The sequence below is a fragment of the Kluyvera sp. EC_51 genome, from assembly GCF_019584505.1.
Taxonomy (GTDB): domain Bacteria; phylum Pseudomonadota; class Gammaproteobacteria; order Enterobacterales; family Enterobacteriaceae; genus Kluyvera; species Kluyvera sichuanensis.
This window is the reverse complement of the sequence record NZ_VDAG01000115.1, coordinates 155,654-175,890: the sequence shown is the minus strand read 5'-3', so window position 1 is coordinate 175,890 and position 20,237 is coordinate 155,654. Positions and strand designations below refer to the sequence as shown.

Sequence of the window (20,237 nt, the reverse complement as noted above, 5' to 3'; positions counted from 1 at the left end):
AATAACAGCGCACAAAAAACTCACCACCAAAATTAAAATCATTAAATATCAATAAATTAATAATTTTCTCATTTTCGATATTGCTAAAGACATAACTTTAGATGTAATTTAGATATATCTAAATAACGTAAGGATAAACATCATGAGACCTTTCTCTGATTCTGAACATCGTGGCCGTGGTGGTCGCGGACATCGCGGCGAGCACGGTGAGTGTGAACATCGTGGCGGGCGTGGTGAAGGCCACGGCGGCGGCGGACGTCGCCAGCGCTTCTTCGGCCACGGCGAACTACGCCTGGTGGTCCTCAACATCCTGAAGGATAACGCCAGCCACGGCTATGAACTGATTAAAGCCATTGAGACACTAACCCAGGGCAACTATAGCCCAAGCCCAGGCGTTATCTACCCGACGCTCGACCTGCTCCAGGACCAGGGGCTGATTACCGTGCATGAAGAGGACGGCGGGCGTAAAAAAATCGCCATTACCGCAGAAGGCATCCAGACGCTGGAAGAAAATCAGGAACCGCTGGAACATATTCAGGCACGTCTGAAGTCCAGGATGGTCGGACATGAGCTGCGCAAAAACCCGCAAATGAAGCGGGCGCTGGATAACTTTAAGGCGGTGCTCGACCTGAAGGTGAATCAGGGCGAGATCGGCGACGCGCAGCTGAAACAGGTGATTGGCATTATCGACCGCGCGGCGCTGGAGATCTCGCAGCTGGATTAATGCAGGACGGTGACCGCATCCTGTAAACGGCTGGCGCGGTGTTTTACCATCGCCGACACGTTGGCGCTTTCCGCCACCAGTCCGGCGTTTTTCTGGGTGATCTCATCCAGCTTCGCCACGGCACGCGTTAAATCAGACAGCCCCGTGGCCTGTTCAGACGTAGATTGACTAATCTGCGCAATCAGTTGGGTGACATTTTGTACCTGCGAGACAATGTCATCCATCGTGCGCCCGGCAGCGTGAACCTGCTCGGAGCCCGACTGCACCTTGCTGGCGCTGGCCTCAATCAGCTGACGAATTTCGTTTGCCGCCGTCGCGCTACGGCTCGCCAGATGGCGAACTTCCCCGGCGACCACGGCAAACCCTCTCCCCTGCTCGCCCGCGCGCGCCGCTTCAACGGCGGCGTTCAACGCCAGGATATTGGTCTGGAACGCGATATCGTTAATCAAGGTCGTGATAGAACCGATGCGCTGCGTGCTGTCAGCGATATCTTCCATGGTCTGCACCACCCGGTGCATCGCCTGGCCGCCCTGCGCCGCCGCGCCGCTGGCCGCCAACGAAAGCTTATCGGCCTCGGCGGCCGTCTGAGAGTTATTCTGCACCGACGCCGCCATCTGGCTCATGGTCGCCACCGTTTGCTGCACGTTGACCACCGTTTCCTGAGTGCGCTGATTCAGATCTTCATTACCGCGCGCCAGCACATCGCTGCCGTCGCTCACGCTATTCACCTGCGTCGAGACATCGTTTATCAACCAGCGGCACATCAACCCGAGCTGGCCAACCGCGCGTAGCGTTAGGCCCAGCTCATCGCTGCGCGGCAACGGATCAACGCTGTTACGTTCACCGGTTGCCACGCTAAGCGCCTGTCGCGCCACATTTTCCACCGGGCGAACAATCTGCCACTCCAGTACCAGCGTGGTCAGTAAGAGGATCACCGCTGACGCCAGCACCGGCAGAATCGGTGCGCCCAGGGCCAGCAGGCTCGCCGCAAGCAGCAGATAGAACCCCAACATAATGCTTCTGACCCGCCAGCGCAGCGGAATAGCCGACAGCTTGCCCCACCAGCGCTTGCTAATAACGCGACCTTTATAGAGACGCTTATTGCTGCGTTCTTCGCGAAGCGCCTGATACAACGGCTCAACCGCCGCCACCTCTTCCTCGCTGGCTTTGGTACGAATCGACATATAGCCAATCGTTTTGCCATTACGCACCTGGGGGATGGCGTTCGCACGCACCCAGTAATGGCCGCCGTGTTTCGGGCGATTTTTGACGATGCCGCTCCACGGCTCGCCCTGCTTCAGAGTACGCCACATATCGGCGAAAGCAGCTTTTGGCATATCAGGATGGCGCACCATGTTGTGCGGCTGGCCCAGCATCTCGTGACGGCTATAGCCGCTCACCTTTATAAAGGCATCGTTTACGTGGGTGATATAGCTGTTGAGATCGGTGGTGGACATCAAAGTGGTGTGGTCGTCCAGAAGCGATTCGGACGAATTCAGGTCGGGCAGGGTAGACATACGAACATCCTTTTCAGGTGCAAAGAGAAATGTATTACAATTGTTATATCGGAGGATATTAAATTAACCTTAATTGTTAATTTTGCGTTAGATCGCAAAATCGACAAAAGCCCTACTTTCCCCACGTCATTCTTTGCTGCTCAGTCGTGGCGCAAAACCTGCCCTTTTGTAGGGCAATACGCCCAACCACAACGCACCTCTGCGTGACCGCTTTCACACTCTCCCATTTCTCTGGACGATCAAATATTGTACAAGTGCGATTTCCCCTGGCGTTTATCCCGATTTTTACCGTCAACGCTGATGTGGCGTAATCCCTGCAATACTTAAATCAGTATCGTGTGATACGTGATCCCCAGGAGCTTATTTTGAACAGGTTACCTTCCAGCGCATCGGCTCTGGCCTGCAGCGCACACGCACTGAATCTCATTGAAAAGCGAACGCTTGATCATGAGGAGATGAAAGCTCTTAACCAGGAGGTCAGGGAATACTTCAAAGAACATGTGAATCCGGGGTTTTTAGAGTACCGAAAATCTGTAACTGCCGGTGGGGATTACGGAGCCGTAGAGTGGCAAGCGGGAGGGTTAAATACGCTTGTCGACACCCAGGGTCAGGAGTTTCTCGATTGCCTGGGCGGTTTTGGTATTTTCAACGTGGGGCACCGTAATCCAGTTGTGGTTTCCGCCGTACAGAATCAACTCGCGAAACAGCCGCTTCACAGCCAGGAACTCCTCGACCCGCTACGGGCGATGCTCGCTAAAACGCTGGCGGCGCTGGCGCCGGGCAAGCTGAAGTACAGCTTCTTTAGCAACAGCGGCACCGAGTCGGTAGAGGCGGCGCTGAAGCTAGCGAAAGCCTACCAGTCGCCGCGCGGCAAGTTCACCTTTATCGCCACCAGCGGCGCGTTCCATGGCAAATCGCTTGGGGCGCTGTCGGCCACCGCTAAGTCAACGTTCCGCAAGCCGTTTATGCCGCTGCTGCCGGGCTTCCGCCACGTGCCGTTCGGTAATCTCGACGCCATGCGCACGATGCTGAGCGAATGCCAGAAAACCGGCGATGACGTGGCGGCGGTGATCCTCGAGCCCATCCAGGGTGAAGGTGGCGTCATTCTGCCACCGCAAGGCTACCTGCCCGCCGTGCGTAAGCTGTGCGACGAGTTTGGCGCGCTGCTTATCTTCGACGAAGTGCAAACCGGCATGGGGCGCACCGGTAAGATGTTTGCCTGCGAGCATGAGAACGTTCAGCCGGACATTTTATGCCTGGCGAAGGCACTCGGCGGCGGCGTGATGCCGATTGGCGCGACCATCGCCACCGAAGAGGTGTTCTCGGTGCTGTTCGACAACCCGTTCCTGCACACCACCACCTTTGGCGGTAACCCGCTGGCCTGTGCGGCCGCGCTGGCGACCATCAACGTGCTGCTGACCGAAAACCTGCCCGCTCAGGCGGAGCAGAAAGGCGATATTCTGCTGGACGGTTTCCGCAGCATGGCGCGTGAATATCCGGATCTGGTCCGTGAAGCGCGCGGCAGAGGCATGCTGATGGCCATTGAGTTTGTCGATAACGAAATCGGCTATCACTTTGCTAGCGAGATGTTCCGCCAGCGCGTGCTGGTTGCCGGGACGCTCAACAATGCCAAGACCATCCGCATCGAACCGCCGTTAACCTTAACGATGGAACAATGCGACCAGGTGCTTAAGGCCGCGCGTAACGCGCTGGCGGCCCTGCGTGTCAGCCAGAGTCAGGTTGCCACCGAGCAGTAAACTCACGCCCCCTACCCTTTGGTGGGGGGGCGTTCTTTGAATCCCATCACAATCATCGCATTCCCCTTTTCCCTTTTTCCCGCCGACGGCTAAATTAGTAACTCATCCGACCACATAACAATAATTTCACATACTGGACATCCTTATGAGCTATCCGTCGCTGTTTGCCCCGCTCGATCTTGGTTTTACCCAGTTGAAAAACCGCGTGCTGATGGGTTCCATGCATACCGGGCTGGAAGAGTATCCCGATGGCGCCGAGCGTCTGGCGGCGTTCTACGCGGAACGCGCACGTCACGGCGTGGCGCTGATCGTCAGCGGCGGCATCGCACCGGATGCTACCGGCGTAGGGATGGCCGGCGGCGCGATGCTGAACGATGTCAGCCAATTGCCGCACCACCGCACCATTACCGATGCCGTCCATCAGGAAGGCGGCAAAATTGCGCTGCAGATCCTGCATACCGGGCGCTACAGCTACCAGCCAAACCTGGTCGCCCCTTCCCCACTTCAGGCCCCCATCAACCGCTTTACGCCGCGCGAACTCACCCACGAAGGTATCCTCGCGCTGATTGACGACTTCGCCCGCTGCGCCCAGCTGGCGCGGGAAGCAGGCTACGACGGCGTAGAGGTGATGGGCTCGGAAGGTTACCTGATTAACGAATTTCTCGCCGCGCGCACCAACCAGCGCGACGATCAATGGGGCGGCAGTTATGAGAACCGCATGCGCTTCGCGGTAGAAGTGGTGCGCGCCGTACGCCAGCGTGTCGGGAAAGACTTTATTATTATCTATCGCCTGTCGATGCTCGACCTGGTAGACAACGGCGGCACCTTTGATGAAACCGTACGTCTCGCTCAGGCGATCGAAGCCGCGGGTGCAACGATCATCAACACGGGGATCGGCTGGCACGAAGCGCGGATCCCAACCATCGCCACGCCGGTACCGCGCGGTGCGTTTAGCTGGGTGACGCGCAAATTAAAAGGTGTGGTCACCGTTCCGCTGATTACCACTAACCGCATTAACGATCCGCAGGTGGCGGACGATATTCTGGCACGCGGCGATGCCGATATGGTGTCGATGGCCCGTCCGTTCCTTGCCGATGCCGAGCTGCTGTCAAAAGCTCAGTCGGGACGCAGCGATGAGATCAACACCTGTATCGGCTGCAACCAGGCCTGTCTGGATCAGATCTTTGTTGGCAAGGTAACCTCATGCCTGGTCAACCCGCGCGCCTGTCACGAAACCAAAATGCCGATCCTTCCAGCGACCACGCGCAAAAACCTGGCGGTCGTCGGCGCAGGCCCGGCGGGGCTGGCGTTTGCGATCAACGCCGCCGCGCGCGGCCATCAGGTGACGCTGTTCGACGCCAGCGCGGAGATCGGCGGGCAGTTTAATATCGCCAAGCAGATCCCCGGCAAAGAAGAGTTTTACGAAACGCTGCGCTACTACCGCCGGATGATCGACGTCACCGGTGTGACGCTGAAGCTCAACCAGCGCGTCAGTGCCGACGATCTCCTCGGCTTTGATGAAGTGATCCTATCTACCGGGATCGCGCCGCGTACCCCGCCGATCGACGGCATCGATCACCCGAAAGTGCTGACCTATCTGGACGTGCTGCGTGACAAGACGCCGGTGGGGCAGCGCGTGGCGATCATCGGCTGCGGCGGCATCGGTTTTGATACGGCGATGTACTTAAGCCAGCCGGGCGAGCCCACCAGCCAGAATATCGCGGAGTTTTGCGTAGAATGGGGCATTGATACCAGCCTGCAGCAGGCAGGCGGCCTGCGCCCGGAAGGGCCGCATCTGGCCCGCAGCTCGCGGCAGATTGTGATGCTGCAGCGTAAAGCCAGCAAGCCGGGCGAAGGGTTGGGCAAAACCACCGGCTGGATCCACCGCACCACCCTGCTTTCACGCGGCGTGAAGATGATCCCGGCGGTCAGCTATCAGAAGATAGACGACGAAGGGCTGCACGTTGAGATAGGCGGTGAAGCGCAGGTGTTGGCGGTTGATAACGTGATTATTTGTGCCGGTCAGGAGCCAAACCGTGCGTTGCAGGAACCGTTACAAGCGGCAGGTAAGACGGTGCATCTTATCGGTGGTTGTGATGTGGCCAGTGAGCTGGATGCTCGGCGGGCGATTGCGCAGGGGACGAAGCTGGCGCTAGGTATTTAAATCAGCATGCCCCCGGCGTCGCATTCGCTCGGCCGAGCGAATGCGACGCCGGGAAAGGTTCTATCCCATTAACGACGACGGCCCAGCTTCACCGCTTTGAGGATCACAAACTTGTTGTTGGTGGCGATGGTTTCGCAGTTACCAAAAATCTTCTTCAGCTTGTGGAAATAGTCCAGATGACGGTTCGCCACGATATACAGTTCGCCGTTAATTTTCAGGCAGCGGCGGGCGTGGTGGAACATCTCCCACGCGATGTTATCGGTCAGCGCATGCTTCTGGTGGAACGGCGGGTTGCAGAACACCGCGTTAAAGCGGAACGGTTCTACGCCGGAGAGCGCGTTGTTAATCATAAACTCGCTGCGATCCAGCGCGTCCGGCAGGTTGGTTTCCACATTCAGGCGGCTGGAAGCGACCGCCATCGGCGATTCATCAACAAACACCACGCTGGCTTCTGGGTTTTTCGCCAGCAGCGTCATGCCCAGCACGCCATTGCCGCAGCCGAGATCGACAATCTCGCCTTCCAGGTTTTCCGGCAGATGCTCCATAAAGAAGCGCGCGCCGATATCCAGCCCAGTACGGGAGAAGACGTTCGCGTGGTTGTGGATAGTCCAGTCGGTGCCTTCCAGCTTCCAGCTCAGGGTCTGGGCGGTTTCAGCCAGCGCCGGTTTGGTAAAGGTGCCGTTGATCAGGCGCGCCTTTTTCCATGCCAGCGTGGTGGTGGTTGGGCCCAGCACTTTTTCAAACAGCTCAAGCGTAGAAGTATGGATATCACGCGCTTTTGCACCGGCAAGAATGCGCGTTTCTGGCGTGACTACGTCGCGCAGCGCACGCAGCTGTTGCTCCAGCAGCGCCATGGTTTTCGGCAGCTTAATCAGTACGACGCCCGGCGCCTGTGGGTATTCCGCGGTGCTGTCGAGGAACTTCACGCTCGACTCGGCAATGTCGTTGTGGCGCAGGTTTTCACGCGTCGCCAGCTCGCTTAAGTAAGAGTCGCCGATGCTGTACGGCGTATGCTCCGCCAGCGCGCAGGCCAGCGCACCGAAGGTATCATTCAGGATAAGCACCGGGCCGCGAATCTCAGTATCGTCCAGCTGTTGCAGCAGATATTCATCGGCTGCTTCCCACGCCAGCAGTGGGTTAACGTCGTCCGTCTCCGGGAAACGTTTAAGTGTCAGTGAACGGAAACCGTTGTCTGTGTGGCTCATCGGCCCTCCTGAATGGTAAAATTTCGGCGTATCCCTGAAAAGGGTGCGTGAGTATACACTTTTTATGATTGGCATGGGCAAAGATGAACCAACTAACTTACCTCCAGGGCTACCCGGAACATTTGCTTTCTCAAGTGAGAACGCTGATTGCTGAACAGCGTCTGGGGGCGGTGCTGGAAAAACGCTACCCGGGTACCCACGATTTCGCCACCGATAAAGCCCTCTGGCAGTATACCCAGGATCTGAAAAGCCAGTTCCTGCGTAACGCGCCGCCCATCAATAAAGTCATGTACGACAATAAGATCCACGTGCTGAAGAACGCGCTCGGGCTGCACACGGCGGTATCCCGCGTGCAGGGCGGCAAGCTGAAGGCCAAAGCAGAGATCCGCGTGGCGACCGTATTCCGCAGCGCGCCGGAGGCTTTTTTGAAGATGATCGTGGTACACGAGCTGGCGCACCTAAAAGAAAAAGAGCACGACAAAGCCTTCTATCAGCTGTGCTGCCACATGGAGCCGCAGTACCATCAGTTGGAGTTTGATACCCGTTTGTGGCTGACGCACCTTTCGTTAAAGGAATCTGCGTAGTCGCCCACTGGCAATGTCATAAAGGCGTGTTACATTGACGAAAGAATCCCTTTATGGAGCCAGAAGGCGTTTATGATACGTTTCGCAGTGATTGGGACAAACTGGATCACCCGCCAGTTTGTCGATGCCGCGCATGAGACCGGCAAGTACAAGTTGACCGCCGTCTATTCCCGCAGCCTTGAGCAGGCGCAGACCTTCGCCAACGATTATCCCGTCGAACATCTGTTTACGTCGCTGGACGCCATGGCGCAAAGCGAAGACATTGACGCGGTGTATATCGCCAGCCCGAACTCGCTCCACTTCCCGCAGACAAAGCTGTTTTTACAGCATAAAAAACATGTGATTTGCGAGAAGCCGCTGGCCTCCAACCTGCATGAAGTCGAGCAGGCTATCGCCCTTGCGCGGGAAAATCAGGTGGTGCTGTTCGAAGCGTTTAAAACCGCCAGCCTGCCCAACTTCCAGATTTTGCAGCAGTCGCTGGAGAAAGTGGGCCCGGTTCGTAAGGCGTTTATCAACTACTGCCAGTACTCCTCGCGCTACCAGCGCTACCTGGACGGTGAAAATCCAAATACCTTTAACCCGGCCTTCTCCAACGGCTCGATTATGGATATCGGTTTCTACTGTCTGGCCTCTGCGGTAGCCCTGTGGGGTGAGCCGAAGCAGGTACAGGCGTCTGCCAGCCTGCTGGATAGCGGCGTTGATGCGCACGGTATCGCGGTGCTCGACTACGGCGATTTCAGCGTGACGTTGCAGCACTCTAAGGTCAGCGACTCTACCCTGCCGAGTGAAATTCAGGGCGAAGCCGGTGCGCTGGTGGTGGAGAAAATCTCCGAGTGCCAGAAGGTCTCCTTCATCCCGCGCGGCAGCAAAGCGCAGGATCTCAGCCAGCCTCAGCATATTAATACTATGCTGTATGAAGCCGAGGAGTTTGCGCGCCTGGTCGAAAACAACGAAGTGGACCATCCCGCCCTTGAAGTGAGCCGTATCACCGCGAAGGTTCAGACGGAAATTCGTCGCCAGACCGGCGTTGTTTTCCCGGCGGATGTCCCTGCCGCGTAAAACAACGTAAAGCACATGTTACAGGCCATTGACGAAATCAATGGCTTGTCATATTTTGTTACGTGCAAAGGGGAGTAACTTCCTTGTCGGTGGATCGTCATTACGATACGTGCAAAACCGTATCCGGTCGCCGAGCAACGGAAAACGAATGCGCCACCGCATTCGTTTTTAGTTGTAAGTGAGACCTTGCCGGAAGGCGAGGTCTATGCATAAAAAAGCAGCGGCTATCGTCTTCTGACGTTAGCCGTTTTTTTATGCGTAAGGAAAAATTCTATGAATACAGTCGGCACACCGTTGCTGTGGGGCGGATTCGCTGTCGTCGTGGTGATTATGCTCGCTATCGACCTGTTCCTGCAGGGCCGTCGCGGCGCGCACACCATGTCCATGAAACAGGCGGCAGCCTGGTCGCTGGTGTGGGTCACCCTCTCGTTACTGTTTAACGCCGCGTTCTGGTGGTACCTGGCGGAAACTCAGGGCCGCGCGGTCGCTGACCCGCAGGCGCTCGCCTTCCTCACCGGCTACCTGATCGAAAAATCGCTGGCGGTAGACAACGTCTTCGTCTGGCTGATGCTGTTTAGCTACTTCTCGGTGCCTGCGGCGCTGCAGCGCCGCGTGCTGGTCTACGGCGTACTGGGCGCGATCGTGCTGCGTACTATCATGATCTTCGCGGGAAGCTGGCTTATCTCCCAGTTCGAATGGCTGCTGTATCTCTTCGGCGCATTCCTGCTGTTCACCGGGGTTAAGATGGCGCTGGCGAAGGAAGATGAAGGCGGGATTGGCGATAAACCGCTGGTGCGCTGGCTGCGCGGGCATTTGCGGATGACCGACAAAATCGAGAACGAGCACTTCTTTACCCGTAAGAACGGCGTGCTGTTTGCCACACCGCTGCTGCTGGTGTTGATTCTGGTGGAGTTGAGCGATGTTATCTTCGCGGTCGACAGTATTCCGGCTATCTTTGCGGTTACCACCGATCCGTTTATCGTGCTGACCTCTAACCTGTTCGCGATCCTTGGTTTGCGTGCGATGTACTTCCTGCTGGCGGGCGTGGCAGAGCGCTTCTCGATGCTGAAGTACGGGCTGTCGGTAATCCTGGTGTTTATCGGTATCAAGATGCTGATCGTCGATTTCTACCATATCCCAATCTCGGTATCGCTGGGCGTGGTCGGCGGGATCCTGGCATTCACCCTGATCCTCAACGCCTGGGTTAACCACCGTAACGATCTGAAAAAGCAGAAAATGTAACCCGTAGCCCGGCCGAGCAAAGCGACGCCGGGAGTCGCTCCGAGGCTTCCCGGGGTCGGCGTGAACGCCTCGCCCGGGCTACTTTCATACTTCAATCTACGTCACACAATGTAAATTATTAGTTAAAAAATATGATGCATGGCGTAAATTCCAGCATTTTACACTTCCCCAAACCACGACTTTCCTTATACTCGATCGAGCAAACACTTTTTTACATCCAGACATAAACGTAACAAATAATACGTCGCTGGAAAGACAACACACATCACTCTAAGGAATGCATTGATGACAAAACCATCCGCATCACCCGGCTTTTTGCGTTTTATAACCAGCGGTAGTCTGGTTAAACAGATTTTGGTTGGGCTGATCCTGGGGATTCTGCTGGCCGTCGTTTCCAAACCGGCCGCCATTGCCGCTGGCCTGTTGGGTACGCTGTTCGTCGGCGCACTGAAAGCCGTCGCACCGGTGCTGGTATTAATGCTGGTCATGGCCTCGATTGCCAATCACCAGCAGGGGCAAAAAACCAATATCCGTCCGATTCTATTTCTGTATCTGATCGGCACTTTTGCCGCCGCGCTGACTGCGGTGCTTTTTAGCTTCTTATTCCCTTCTACGCTGCATCTCAGCGCCGCAGCGGAAGATATTGCGCCGCCATCTGGCATCGTGGAAGTGCTGCGCGGTCTGCTGATGAGCATGGTATCAAACCCAATCAGCGCGCTGATGAATGCCAACTATATCGGTATTCTGGTATGGGCCGTCGGTTTAGGCTTTGCGTTGCGCCACGGTAACGACACCACCAAAAATCTGATCAACGATATTTCCCATGCGGTGACCTTTATCGTCAAAGTGGTGATCCGTTTTGCGCCGCTGGGGATCTTCGGCTTGGTCGCCTCCACGCTTGCCACAACCGGCTTTGAAACCCTGTGGGGCTATGCGCAACTGCTGCTGGTCCTGATCGGGTGTATGTTGTTGGTCGCGCTGGTAATAAACCCACTGCTGGTCTTCTGGAAAATTCGCCGCAACCCGTATCCGCTGGTCATGGCCTGTCTGCGCGAAAGCGGCGTGTATGCCTTCTTTACCCGTAGCTCTGCCGCTAATATTCCGGTGAATATGGCGCTGTGTGAGAAACTCAATCTGGATAGGGACACCTACTCCGTCTCCATCCCGCTGGGCGCTACCATCAACATGGCTGGGGCGGCAATCACCATTACGGTATTAACGCTAGCGGCAGTCAATACACTGGGGATTCCGGTAGACTTACCGACCGCACTGCTGCTGAGCGTAGTGGCTTCGCTGTGCGCCTGTGGAGCATCTGGGGTGGCGGGCGGTTCTCTGCTGCTGATCCCGCTGGCCTGTAACATGTTCGGCATCCCGAACGACGTCGCCATGCAGGTCGTCGCCGTCGGCTTTATTATCGGCGTGCTGCAGGACTCCTGCGAAACGGCGCTCAACTCGTCAACCGACGTGCTGTTCACCGCCGCGGCCTGCCAGGCAGAAGACGATCGCCTGGAAAAGAACGCCCTGCGTAGCTAACGCTCTAACCCCTTCGCCATCAGGCGGAGGGGTTCTCTTCCTGCACCTTCTTCTCGACCTTAAACGGATCAATTCCCTTACGCTGCATCCGCCAGAAGCGAATGATGTTCAGGCCGTTCATCACCAGGAAGCTACCCTCAATCATCGTGCCGCCAATTGAACCAAGCCAGAAGTTATGGATAACCCAGCAAAGCGTGGAACACCACATCACGCAGCGTACCGTCAGTCCTTTGCAGCGAAACAGCGCCCAGGTACTGGCTACCGTGCCGGCGATCGGCAACAGTTCCATTGCATGGTGCAATTTGCCAAGCCCGAGAATCAGCGTCAGCGCAATAAAGACAAACATCACCCAGATCCGGCGCGTGTAGACCGAAATAATGGTTCGGATAACGTTCAGCTCGGCGCTCATCCCGGCGGGAATCGCCCCCATCAGGAAGAAGTGCACGCCAATGGTGGCGCTGTAGAGGGAGAGCTGGAACTTAAAGCGCCGTTCATCGCGGTTGATGAAGGTAGTGATACCGATGATAAATGCCAGAACGCCAACGCCCTGGGCCAACCAATACGCCGTCATGAGAGATCCTTGTTAAACAGCATAAAAAAACGGCGTTTCACACAATGAAACGCCGTTTTATCGTATCAGATCACATTTTTATTACAACGTGACGCCGCTCTTAAAGATGGCCAGCTCGCGGAAATCATTGCGCTCGTTGCAGGTCTGCTTGCCGTTGGCGAAGTCGACGATAACGTCAACAAACTCTTCCAACAGCTGAGGCATCGCTTTACCGTGAATCAGTTGGCCAGCATTGAAGTCGATCCAATGTTTCTTCTTCTCAGCCAGTTCGCTGTTGGTGGCAATTTTCACCGTCGGCACAAAACCACCGTAAGGGGTACCGCGACCGGTACTGAACAGCACCATATGGCAGCCCGCGCCCGCCAGGGCACTGGTCGCCACCGCATCGTTACCCGGTGCGCTGAGCAGGTTCAGACCGTGCGTCTTCAGGCGTTCACCGTAGCGCAGAACGTCAACCACTTTGCTGGAACCCGCTTTCTGCGTGCAGCCCAGTGATTTATCTTCCAGCGTGGTGATACCACCCGCTTTGTTGCCCGGCGATGGGTTCTCGTAGATTGGCTGGTCGTGGGCAATGAAGTACTGCTTAAAGTCATTGACCATGGTCACCAGCTTGCCGAAGGTCTCTTCGTCACGACAGTGGCTCATCAGCAGCTGCTCGGCGCCGAACATTTCCGGCACTTCGGTCAGCACGGTAGTGCCGCCGTTGGCAATCACGTAGTCGGAGAAACGACCCAGCATCGGGTTGGCGGTAATGCCGGACAGGCCATCAGACCCGCCGCATTCCAGACCAAACTTCAGCTCGCTCAGTTTACCCGGCTCGCGTTTGTCATTGCGCATCACGTTGTACAGCTGATGGAGATGTTCGATCCCTGCTTCCACTTCGTCTTCCTGGTGTTGGCAGACCATAAAGTGAACGCGTTCAGGATCGAACTCCCCTAAGGTTTCGCGGAACGCATCGACCTGGTTGTTTTCACAACCCAGGCCAACCACCAGCACCGCACCCGCATTCGGGTGACGCACCATGTTTTGCAGCATGGTGCGGGTGTTGATGTGATCGTCGCCGAGCTGCGAACAGCCGTAGGTGTGACTGAAGAGATGAACGCCGTCAATACCTTCGGCATCGTTGGTCTCTTTCAGGAAACGGTTCTGCATCTGACGAGCCATGGCGTTCACGCAGCCCACGGTCGGCAGGATCCAGAGTTCGTTACGCACGCCCACGTCACCGTTCGCCCGGCGGTAGATCTGCACGTCACGATCGACGGGCTGGGCAACCTCTGCCTGGAAATCAGGTTGGTAGCTATACGTGTCCAGATCGCTCAGATTGGTGCGCGTGTTATGAGCATGAATATGCTCGCCCGCCGCCACATCCACCAGCGTGTGACCAATCGGTAAACCGTATTTAATGACGTTTTCACCCTTCGCGATATCGCGTAAGGCGAACTTGTGGCCACGCGTGACCGCCTGACGCAGGGTAATCACCTGCCCATCAACGGTGACGTCGGTTCCTTCGGCCAAATCAGCGAGCGCGACTGCGACGTTATCCAGCGCATGGATCTTGATGTATTGCATACCAACCCCAGACTTTAGTTCAGTTCAATGGCGAAGTAGTCACGCGCATTGTTAAAGCAAATGTTTTTCACCATCTCACCCAGCAGCTGGATGTCAGCAGGCGCTTCGCCCGCAGCAACCCAACGGCCAATCATCTGGCACAGAATACGGCGGAAGTATTCGTGACGGGTGTAAGACAGGAAGCTACGGCTATCGGTCAGCATGCCGACGAAGCGGCTCAGCAGGCCCAGCTGTGCCAGCTGAGTCATCTGACGTTCCATACCGTCTTTCTGATCGTTGAACCACCAGCCGGAACCGAACTGCATCTTGCCCGGCATACCTTCACCCTGGAAGTTACCGATCATGGTGCCCAGCACTTCGTTATCACGCGGGTTCAGGCAGTACAGAATGGTTTTTGGCAGCAGATTCTGTTCGTTCTGTTTGCTCAGGAGTTTAGACAGCTCTTCCGCCATTGGGCGGTCATTGATGGAGTCGAAGCCGACGTCCGCACCCAGCAGTTTGAACTGACGCAGGTTGTTATTACGCAGCGCGCCGATGTGGTACTGCTGTACCCATTCGCGACGTGCGTATTCAGCGCCCAGGAAGACCAGTACGGCGGTTTTGAACTGGGCGACTTCGTGCTCGCTCAGGGTTTCACCGGCCAGACGGCGTGCCAGGATGCTATCCAGTTCCGCTTCGTTAGATTCCGCGAACAGGACAACGTCCAGCGCGTGGTCAGAGACTTTACAGCCGTGCGCGGCGAAGTGATCCAGACGCTTGGTCAGCGCAGTCTGCAGGTCAGCAAAGCGACGGATGTCGGTGTCAGACACTTCACCCAGTTTCGCCATGTAATCGTTGAAGGTTGCCAGTTCAATGTTGAACGCTTTATCCGGGCGCCAGCTCGGCAGCACTTTCACGTCAAAGGAACCGTCTTTCGCGACGGCCGCATGATGTTCCAGAGAATCGATCGGGTCATCGGTGGTGCCGACCATTTTCACGTTCATCTGCTTCATGATGCCGCGCGCGGAGAATTTGTCCTGAGCCAGCAACTCGTTGCACTCATCCCAGATTTCGCCAGCGGTAGACGGTGACAGCAGTTTACCGGTGATGCCGAATGGGCGACGCAGTTCGAGGTGAGTCCAGTGGTATAACGGGTTGCCGATGGTGTGCGGCACGGTGGCAGCCCACGCGTCAAACTTCTCGCGGTCAGACGCATCGCCGGTGCACAGGCGTTCCGCTACGCCGTTGGTACGCATTGCGCGCCACTTGTAGTGATCGCCTTTCAGCCAGATGTCATACAGGTTTTTAAAACGATAGTCTTCCGCAACCTGCTGTGGTGGCAGGTGGCAGTGATAGTCGAAAATCGGCTGATCTTTTGCGTAGTCGTGGTACAGACGGCGGGCAAATTCGGTGTCTAACAGAAAATCTTCAGTCATGAACGGGGTCATTATCGTCTTCCTCTCAACGAGTGGGTCAGATGTTTATCTGTAATGCTGTCAAAGTTATCACACCAATTTCGTTCAACCGAAGATTTTTTCGTGAGTTAGATCAATAAACCTTGACAAAAAATGACAGAAAAAATGAAGAAACACCCCTGCAAGCCGCGCCGCGCCTGGCCTGGCCTATCTACCCCTTAAACCGTACGGAAAATACCTCTTTTGTGACGGTATTCACCTTTTAAAGTTGTATGACAAGTTATCTTGCACCCCGTCGAAACACATTGAACGACGGAATGCAGTCGACGTGGTCGATACAGACACCTGATTGAGCGGTACGGATACCGAATTCAGCACGCGTACTTACTGGCAAGTTCGGGCCGTACCGGGAAGTTTACTCCGGTAAGCCCCTTCGAGAATGACATCTTCCGGCAACACGGGAGGATGGCTGCAGGACTCGCAGTTATAACAACACGATGAGGTTTACATGCGTAAAATTAAAGGGTTACGTTGGTACATGATCGCACTGGTGACAATGGGCACCGTGCTGGGCTACCTGACACGTAATACCGTGGCGGCAGCTGCGCCGACTCTGATGGCTGAGCTGCACATTTCCACACAACAATACTCTTACATCATCGCTGCTTACTCTGCAGCTTATACCGTGATGCAGCCGGTTGCCGGCTACGTTCTGGACATTCTGGGTACCAAAATCGGTTACGCCTTCTTCGCCATTGCCTGGGCTGTTTTCTGTGGCGCGACTGCGCTGGCAGGCAGCTGGGGTGGTCTGGCCATCGCACGTGGTGCGGTCGGTGCGGCTGAAGCAGCAATGATCCCTGCGGGTCTGAAAGCCAGCTCTGAGTGGTTCCCGGCGAAAGAGCGTTCTATCGCGGTAGGTTACTTTAACGTTGGTTCGTCTATCGGCGGCATGATTGCGCCACCTCTGGTGGTCTGGGCTATCGTGATGCACAGCTGGCAGATGGCGTTCATTATCTCCGGCGCGCTGAGCTTCATCTGGGCAATGTCCTGGCTTATCTTCTACAAACACCCACGCGATCAGAAAAAATTAACTGACGAAGAACGTGAGTACATCATTGGTGGTCAGGAAGCACAGCACCAGACCAACAACGCGAAGAAAATGTCGCCATGGCAGATCATTCAAACCCGTCGCTTCTGGGGTATCGCCCTGCCGCGCTTCCTGGCTGAACCAGCATGGGGTACCTTCAACGCCTGGATCCCACTGTTCATGTTCAAAGTCTACGGCTTTGACCTGAAAGAAATCGCCATGTTTGCGTGGATGCCAATGCTGTTCGCTGACGTAGGCTGCGTACTGGGTGGCTACCTGCCGCCGCTGTTCCAGCGCTGGTTCGGCGTGAACCTGATTGTTTCCCGTAAAATGGTTGTCACCATGGGCGCCCTGCTGATGATTGGCCCAGGGATGATCGGTCTGTTCACCAGCCCATACGTTGCTATCGCCCTGCTGTGCCTCGGTGGCTTTGCTCACCAGTCTCTGTCCGGCGCGCTGATTACGCTCTCTTCCGACGTCTTTGGTCGTAACGAAGTGGCTACCGCGAACGGTCTGACCGGGATGGCGGCGTGGATGGCGAGCACCATGTTTGCACTGGTTGTTGGCGCACTGGCTGATACCATCGGCTTCAGCCCACTGTTCGCCGTACTGGCTATCTTCGACCTGTTAGGTGCAGTGGTTATCTGGACCGTGCTGCAGAACAAGCAGGCAGACGACGGTGAATCCGGCGCAAATAGCCCGACGCAGCAGGCCACGCAAAACTAATCTGTAACGGATGTCCGTTTTCCCAAAAGCCGCCTTGTTACAGGCGGCTTTTTTCATGTCATAATGTGGTTAGCTGCTCGTAAAAGTGGTATAACAAATTTAATCTGCCGTACCCTGCCTGGAGAGCATATGGAAATCGCCGACGCACGTCGCTTGTATCAGCAACTGGCCGCTGAGCTAAAAGAACGCATTGAGCAAGGCGTATACCTAGTGGGCGATAAACTGCCTGCGGAGCGCTTTATTGCCGATGAAAAGAGCGTCAGCCGCACCGTGGTTCGCGAAGCGATTATCATGCTGGAAGTCGAAGGGTATGTTGAAGTCCGTAAAGGCTCCGGCATTCACGTCATTTCCAATCAGCCGAAATACCATCAGATGCCGGACGAAACGCTGGAGTTTGCCAACTACGGCCCGTTTGAGCTACTGCAGGCACGTCAGTTGATTGAGAGCAACATCGCGGAGTTCGCCGCCACCCAGGTCACCAAGCAGGACATCATGAAGCTGATGGAGATCCAGGAAAACGCACGCAAAGAGCAGTGCTTCCGCGACTCCCAGTGGGATCTCCAGTTCCACGTGCAGGTTGCTCTGGCTACGCAAAACACCGCGCTTGCGGCCATCGTTGAAAAAATGTGGACCCAGCGCGTGCACAACCCGTACTGGAAAAAACTCCACGACCATATCGACGCTCGCACCGTAGATAACTGGTGTGACGATCACGACCAGATCCTGAAAGCGCTGATTCGCAAAGATCCGCATGCGGCAAAAATTGCCATGTGGCAGCATCTGGAGAACACCAAGCTGATGCTGTTCAACGAAACCAGCGATGATTTTGAGTTCAACGCCGACCGCTACCTGTTTGCGGAAAACCCGGTAGTTCACCTCGATACGGTCGCTATCGGCGGCAAATAAGCGCCCTTGTCACTTATCAAGGCTTACCTGACTTTTCACGTGGGTAAGCCTTTGTAAATCCCCTAGCCACTCCCCGCCCGAAACCGCAAAATCGTTCTGCAACAAATTGCAATTTCTATGACGGAAAACCGCGCCATTTGTTACAATTGCATGCATTTTGCCTTTTTGTTGTTCAGCAGTAGATTATTTTGCCAAAACAGGGACTGTTCAGCGCGTATTTACCGCGATGCTATTAAAATAGAAACAAGCAAAGACCGTCGCAGCGCGTTCAGGCATTACGTTAATCGATGTACCAGGAATCGTGAATGGAACTACTAACCCAACTCTTAAATGCCTTGTGGAGCCAGGATTTCGAAACCCTCGCTAATCCGTCCATGATCGGTATGCTCTATTTTGTCTTATTTATGATCCTGTTCCTTGAGAACGGTTTGCTGCCGGCTGCGTTTTTACCGGGCGATAGCCTGCTGGTGCTGGTCGGCGTACTGATAGCCAAAGGTGCGATGGGCTTCCCACAAACGGTCATTCTACTCACCGTTGCCGCAAGCCTTGGCTGCTGGCTTAGCTATATTCAGGGCAAGTGGCTGGGCAATACGCGTATCGTCCAGAACTGGCTTTCTCATCTTCCCGCCCATTACCACCAGCGCGCGCACCATCTGTTCCATAAGCACGGCCTCTCAGCGCTGCTGATTGGTCGCTTTATCGCGTTCGTGCGTACCCTGCTGCCGACCATTGCCGGAATTTCAGGCCTGAACAACGCGCGCTTCCAGTTCTTCAACTGGATGAGCGGCCTGCTGTGGGTACTGATTCTGACCACCCTTGGCTATCTGCTGGGTAAAACCCCGGTATTCCAGAAATACGAAGACGCGCTGATGTCGTGCCTGATGCTGCTGCCGGTGGTACTGCTGGTCGTCGGCCTGATTGGTTCACTGGCCGTGGTGTGGAAGAAGAAATACGGTAATCGAGGCTAACGATGGTGGCAAACCGCATTCTGCTACGTCGATTTGCCGTTAGTCTGGGCATGATGCTGATGCTATGCATCATGCTTTGGCTATGGGCCGCACTGCAGCGCGAAGAGTCTACGCTGGCCATTCGCCCGATGAATCAGGCCAGCATGCCCGACGGCTTCTCCATTTCTCATCATCTGGATGCTAACGGCATTCGCTTTAAGAGCATCACGCCGAAGGATGATGCCTTATTGATTACCTTTGAATCCAGCGAGCAGAGCGCCGCGGCGAAGCGCGTGCTGGATAACACCCTGCCGCACGTCTACGTGATAGCGCTGCAGGATGAAGATAACAACCCGGCAAGCTGGCTGTCCCTTCTTCGTGACACCTCGCATCGATTTGGTTAGCCACTTCCAGGAATCCGAATACTTTCACCCGCTTTGGTGATTTTGTATTTTACTTACTATGCTTAGTATTGTGGGTGACGCAGCGGCGCTGCCCACATACCGGAAAAAGTACATGCCGATGTACTACGCACAATGGAAGGTTCATACATGAAATACCGCATCGTTCTTGCTCTTGCCCTCGCGTCTCTTAGTGCGAGCGCAGCAGCAACATCACTGTGTCAGGAAAAAGAGCAGGACATTCAGCGTGAGATTGGTTATGCCGAGAAGCATAACAATCAGCACCGTATCGACGGCCTGAAAAAGGCGCTGAGCGAAGTCCAGGCACACTGTACTGACAGCAAGCTTCGCGCCGATCATCAGGAAAAAATTGCGGAACAGAAGGATGAAGTTCGCGAGCGCGAGCAGGATCTGAAGGAAGCAGAGCAGAAAGGCGATGCGGATAAAGTGGCAAAACGCGAGCATAAGCTGCAGGAAGCCAAAAAAGAACTTAACGCGCTGGAATCCCGCGCATATTGAGTGGAAATCCTTAAAGGAGAGATACGATGGCTAAAGATTCGACATCAGATCAGTTACGCGCAGAGCTGAAGGCCCTGTCCGATACCCTGGAAGAAGTCCTGAATGCTTCCACCGACAAATCCAAAGAGGAGATGAGCAAACTGCGCAGTAAAGCAGAGAGCGCGCTCAAAGAGAGCCGTGATCGTCTGGGTGAAGCAGGTGAAGTGCTAACGAAGCAAACGCGTGAAGCAGCGGCGAAAGCCGATGGCTACGTGCGTGAAAATCCGTGGACAGGCGTCGGTATTGGTGCAGCTGTCGGGCTGGTGCTGGGCGTTCTGCTGACGCGTCGCTAA

General features: G+C 55.5%; 18 protein-coding genes. 13 read left to right on the top strand and 5 right to left on the bottom strand.

Going from position 1 to position 20,237, the window contains the following annotated elements; translation table 11 throughout:
• The first annotated feature begins 142 nt into the window (after positions 1-142).
• Positions 143-724, top strand: a complete 582-nt coding sequence (locus tag FHC49_RS22825; RefSeq protein ID WP_220440919.1) for a PadR family transcriptional regulator — start codon at positions 143-145, stop codon at positions 722-724.
• Here the strand turns inward: FHC49_RS22825 and FHC49_RS22820 are convergent.
• Positions 721-2,241, bottom strand: a complete 1,521-nt coding sequence (locus FHC49_RS22820; protein WP_220440918.1) for a PAS domain-containing methyl-accepting chemotaxis protein — start codon at positions 2,239-2,241, stop codon at positions 721-723. The two genes, FHC49_RS22825 and FHC49_RS22820, sit on opposite strands and share 4 nt — an antisense overlap.
• Before the next feature lie 365 nt (positions 2,242-2,606).
• Between FHC49_RS22820 and ygjG the strand changes: the two genes are divergently transcribed.
• Positions 2,607-3,998 carry a putrescine aminotransferase gene (ygjG, locus tag FHC49_RS22815; RefSeq protein WP_220440917.1) on the top strand — a complete coding sequence of 464 codons (1,392 nt, stop codon included), beginning with the start codon at positions 2,607-2,609 and terminating at the stop codon, positions 3,996-3,998.
• Between the two features lie 145 nt (positions 3,999-4,143).
• Positions 4,144-6,162 (top strand): NADPH-dependent 2,4-dienoyl-CoA reductase, encoded by a 2,019-nt coding sequence (locus tag FHC49_RS22810; protein WP_220440916.1) that lies wholly within the window; start codon positions 4,144-4,146, stop codon positions 6,160-6,162.
• Positions 6,163-6,230: 68 nt separating this feature from the next.
• Here FHC49_RS22810 and rlmG read toward each other — a convergent pair whose 3' ends face one another.
• Positions 6,231-7,367, bottom strand: coding sequence for a 23S rRNA (guanine(1835)-N(2))-methyltransferase RlmG (rlmG, locus tag FHC49_RS22805; protein ID WP_220440915.1), 1,137 nt, complete (start codon positions 7,365-7,367; stop codon positions 6,231-6,233).
• Between the two features lie 83 nt (positions 7,368-7,450).
• On the opposite strand from rlmG, the gene FHC49_RS22800 reads away from it, so the two are divergent.
• The 4 genes from FHC49_RS22800 (at position 7,451) to sstT (ending at position 11,785) form a co-directional block, all read left to right on the top strand.
• Positions 7,451-7,951 (top strand): YgjP-like metallopeptidase domain-containing protein, encoded by a 501-nt coding sequence (locus tag FHC49_RS22800; RefSeq protein ID WP_185667882.1) that lies wholly within the window; start codon positions 7,451-7,453, stop codon positions 7,949-7,951.
• Between the two features lie 72 nt (positions 7,952-8,023).
• Positions 8,024-9,010 carry a Gfo/Idh/MocA family protein gene (locus tag FHC49_RS22795; RefSeq protein ID WP_185667881.1) on the top strand — a complete coding sequence of 329 codons (987 nt, stop codon included), beginning with the start codon at positions 8,024-8,026 and terminating at the stop codon, positions 9,008-9,010.
• Between the two features lie 273 nt (positions 9,011-9,283).
• Complete coding sequence (locus tag FHC49_RS22790) at positions 9,284-10,252, top strand: TerC family protein (RefSeq protein ID WP_185667880.1); 969 nt, start codon at positions 9,284-9,286, stop codon at positions 10,250-10,252.
• Positions 10,253-10,537: 285 nt separating this feature from the next.
• A complete protein-coding gene (sstT, locus tag FHC49_RS22785; RefSeq protein WP_220440914.1) occupies positions 10,538-11,785 on the top strand; it encodes a serine/threonine transporter SstT in 1,248 nt (415 codons plus the stop codon).
• A gap of 19 nt (positions 11,786-11,804) precedes the next feature.
• On the opposite strand, the gene FHC49_RS22780 is transcribed toward sstT, so the two are convergent.
• The 3 genes from FHC49_RS22780 to uxaC all read right to left on the bottom strand — a co-directional run bounded on the left by FHC49_RS22780 (position 11,805) and on the right by uxaC (position 15,352).
• Positions 11,805-12,356: a YgjV family protein gene (locus FHC49_RS22780; RefSeq protein ID WP_220440913.1), complete on the bottom strand. Its 552-nt coding sequence runs from the start codon at positions 12,354-12,356 to the stop codon at positions 11,805-11,807.
• Positions 12,357-12,437: 81 nt separating this feature from the next.
• The gene (locus FHC49_RS22775) at positions 12,438-13,925 is read right to left on the bottom strand and encodes a UxaA family hydrolase (protein WP_220440912.1); all 1,488 of its coding nucleotides are present in this window, start codon (positions 13,923-13,925) and stop codon (positions 12,438-12,440) included.
• Positions 13,926-13,939: 14 nt separating this feature from the next.
• Positions 13,940-15,352 carry a glucuronate isomerase gene (uxaC, locus tag FHC49_RS22770; RefSeq protein ID WP_185667876.1) on the bottom strand — a complete coding sequence of 471 codons (1,413 nt, stop codon included), beginning with the start codon at positions 15,350-15,352 and terminating at the stop codon, positions 13,940-13,942.
• A 475-nt stretch (positions 15,353-15,827) separates the two neighbouring features.
• Between uxaC and FHC49_RS22765 the strand changes: the two genes are divergently transcribed.
• From FHC49_RS22765 to FHC49_RS22740, 6 genes are all read left to right on the top strand, one after another.
• Complete coding sequence (locus FHC49_RS22765) at positions 15,828-17,132, top strand: MFS transporter (RefSeq protein ID WP_185667875.1); 1,305 nt, start codon at positions 15,828-15,830, stop codon at positions 17,130-17,132.
• Positions 17,133-17,261: 129 nt separating this feature from the next.
• Complete coding sequence (exuR, locus tag FHC49_RS22760; protein ID WP_185667874.1) at positions 17,262-18,038, top strand: transcriptional regulator ExuR; 777 nt, start codon at positions 17,262-17,264, stop codon at positions 18,036-18,038.
• Positions 18,039-18,343: 305 nt separating this feature from the next.
• A complete protein-coding gene (gene yqjA, locus FHC49_RS22755; protein ID WP_185667873.1) occupies positions 18,344-19,006 on the top strand; it encodes a DedA family general envelope maintenance protein YqjA in 663 nt (220 codons plus the stop codon).
• 2 nt (positions 19,007-19,008) lie between these two features.
• Entirely contained in the window at positions 19,009-19,389 is a 381-nt protein-coding gene (mzrA, locus tag FHC49_RS22750) for an EnvZ/OmpR regulon moderator MzrA (protein ID WP_185667872.1), read from the top strand.
• Positions 19,390-19,536: 147 nt separating this feature from the next.
• The gene (locus tag FHC49_RS22745; protein ID WP_185667871.1) at positions 19,537-19,905 is read left to right on the top strand and encodes a DUF1090 domain-containing protein; all 369 of its coding nucleotides are present in this window, start codon (positions 19,537-19,539) and stop codon (positions 19,903-19,905) included.
• Positions 19,906-19,931: 26 nt separating this feature from the next.
• Positions 19,932-20,237: a YqjD family protein gene (locus FHC49_RS22740; protein ID WP_185667870.1), complete on the top strand. Its 306-nt coding sequence runs from the start codon at positions 19,932-19,934 to the stop codon at positions 20,235-20,237.

Coding starts and splice junctions, on each gene's coding strand:
- FHC49_RS22825 (WP_220440919.1), top strand. CDS start 143: ATGAGACCTTTCTCTGATTCTGAACATCGTGGCCGTGGTGGTCGCGGA.
- FHC49_RS22820 (WP_220440918.1), bottom strand. CDS start 2,241: ATGTCTACCCTGCCCGACCTGAATTCGTCCGAATCGCTTCTGGACGAC.
- FHC49_RS22810 (WP_220440916.1), top strand. CDS start 4,144: ATGAGCTATCCGTCGCTGTTTGCCCCGCTCGATCTTGGTTTTACCCAG.
- rlmG (WP_220440915.1), bottom strand. CDS start 7,367: ATGAGCCACACAGACAACGGTTTCCGTTCACTGACACTTAAACGTTTC.
- FHC49_RS22800 (WP_185667882.1), top strand. CDS start 7,451: ATGAACCAACTAACTTACCTCCAGGGCTACCCGGAACATTTGCTTTCT.
- FHC49_RS22795 (WP_185667881.1), top strand. CDS start 8,024: ATGATACGTTTCGCAGTGATTGGGACAAACTGGATCACCCGCCAGTTT.
- FHC49_RS22790 (WP_185667880.1), top strand. CDS start 9,284: ATGAATACAGTCGGCACACCGTTGCTGTGGGGCGGATTCGCTGTCGTC.
- sstT (WP_220440914.1), top strand. CDS start 10,538: ATGACAAAACCATCCGCATCACCCGGCTTTTTGCGTTTTATAACCAGC.
- FHC49_RS22780 (WP_220440913.1), bottom strand. CDS start 12,356: ATGACGGCGTATTGGTTGGCCCAGGGCGTTGGCGTTCTGGCATTTATC.
- FHC49_RS22775 (WP_220440912.1), bottom strand. CDS start 13,925: ATGCAATACATCAAGATCCATGCGCTGGATAACGTCGCAGTCGCGCTC.
- uxaC (WP_185667876.1), bottom strand. CDS start 15,352: ATGACCCCGTTCATGACTGAAGATTTTCTGTTAGACACCGAATTTGCC.
- FHC49_RS22765 (WP_185667875.1), top strand. CDS start 15,828: ATGCGTAAAATTAAAGGGTTACGTTGGTACATGATCGCACTGGTGACA.
- exuR (WP_185667874.1), top strand. CDS start 17,262: ATGGAAATCGCCGACGCACGTCGCTTGTATCAGCAACTGGCCGCTGAG.
- yqjA (WP_185667873.1), top strand. CDS start 18,344: ATGGAACTACTAACCCAACTCTTAAATGCCTTGTGGAGCCAGGATTTC.
- mzrA (WP_185667872.1), top strand. CDS start 19,009: ATGGTGGCAAACCGCATTCTGCTACGTCGATTTGCCGTTAGTCTGGGC.
- FHC49_RS22745 (WP_185667871.1), top strand. CDS start 19,537: ATGAAATACCGCATCGTTCTTGCTCTTGCCCTCGCGTCTCTTAGTGCG.
- FHC49_RS22740 (WP_185667870.1), top strand. CDS start 19,932: ATGGCTAAAGATTCGACATCAGATCAGTTACGCGCAGAGCTGAAGGCC.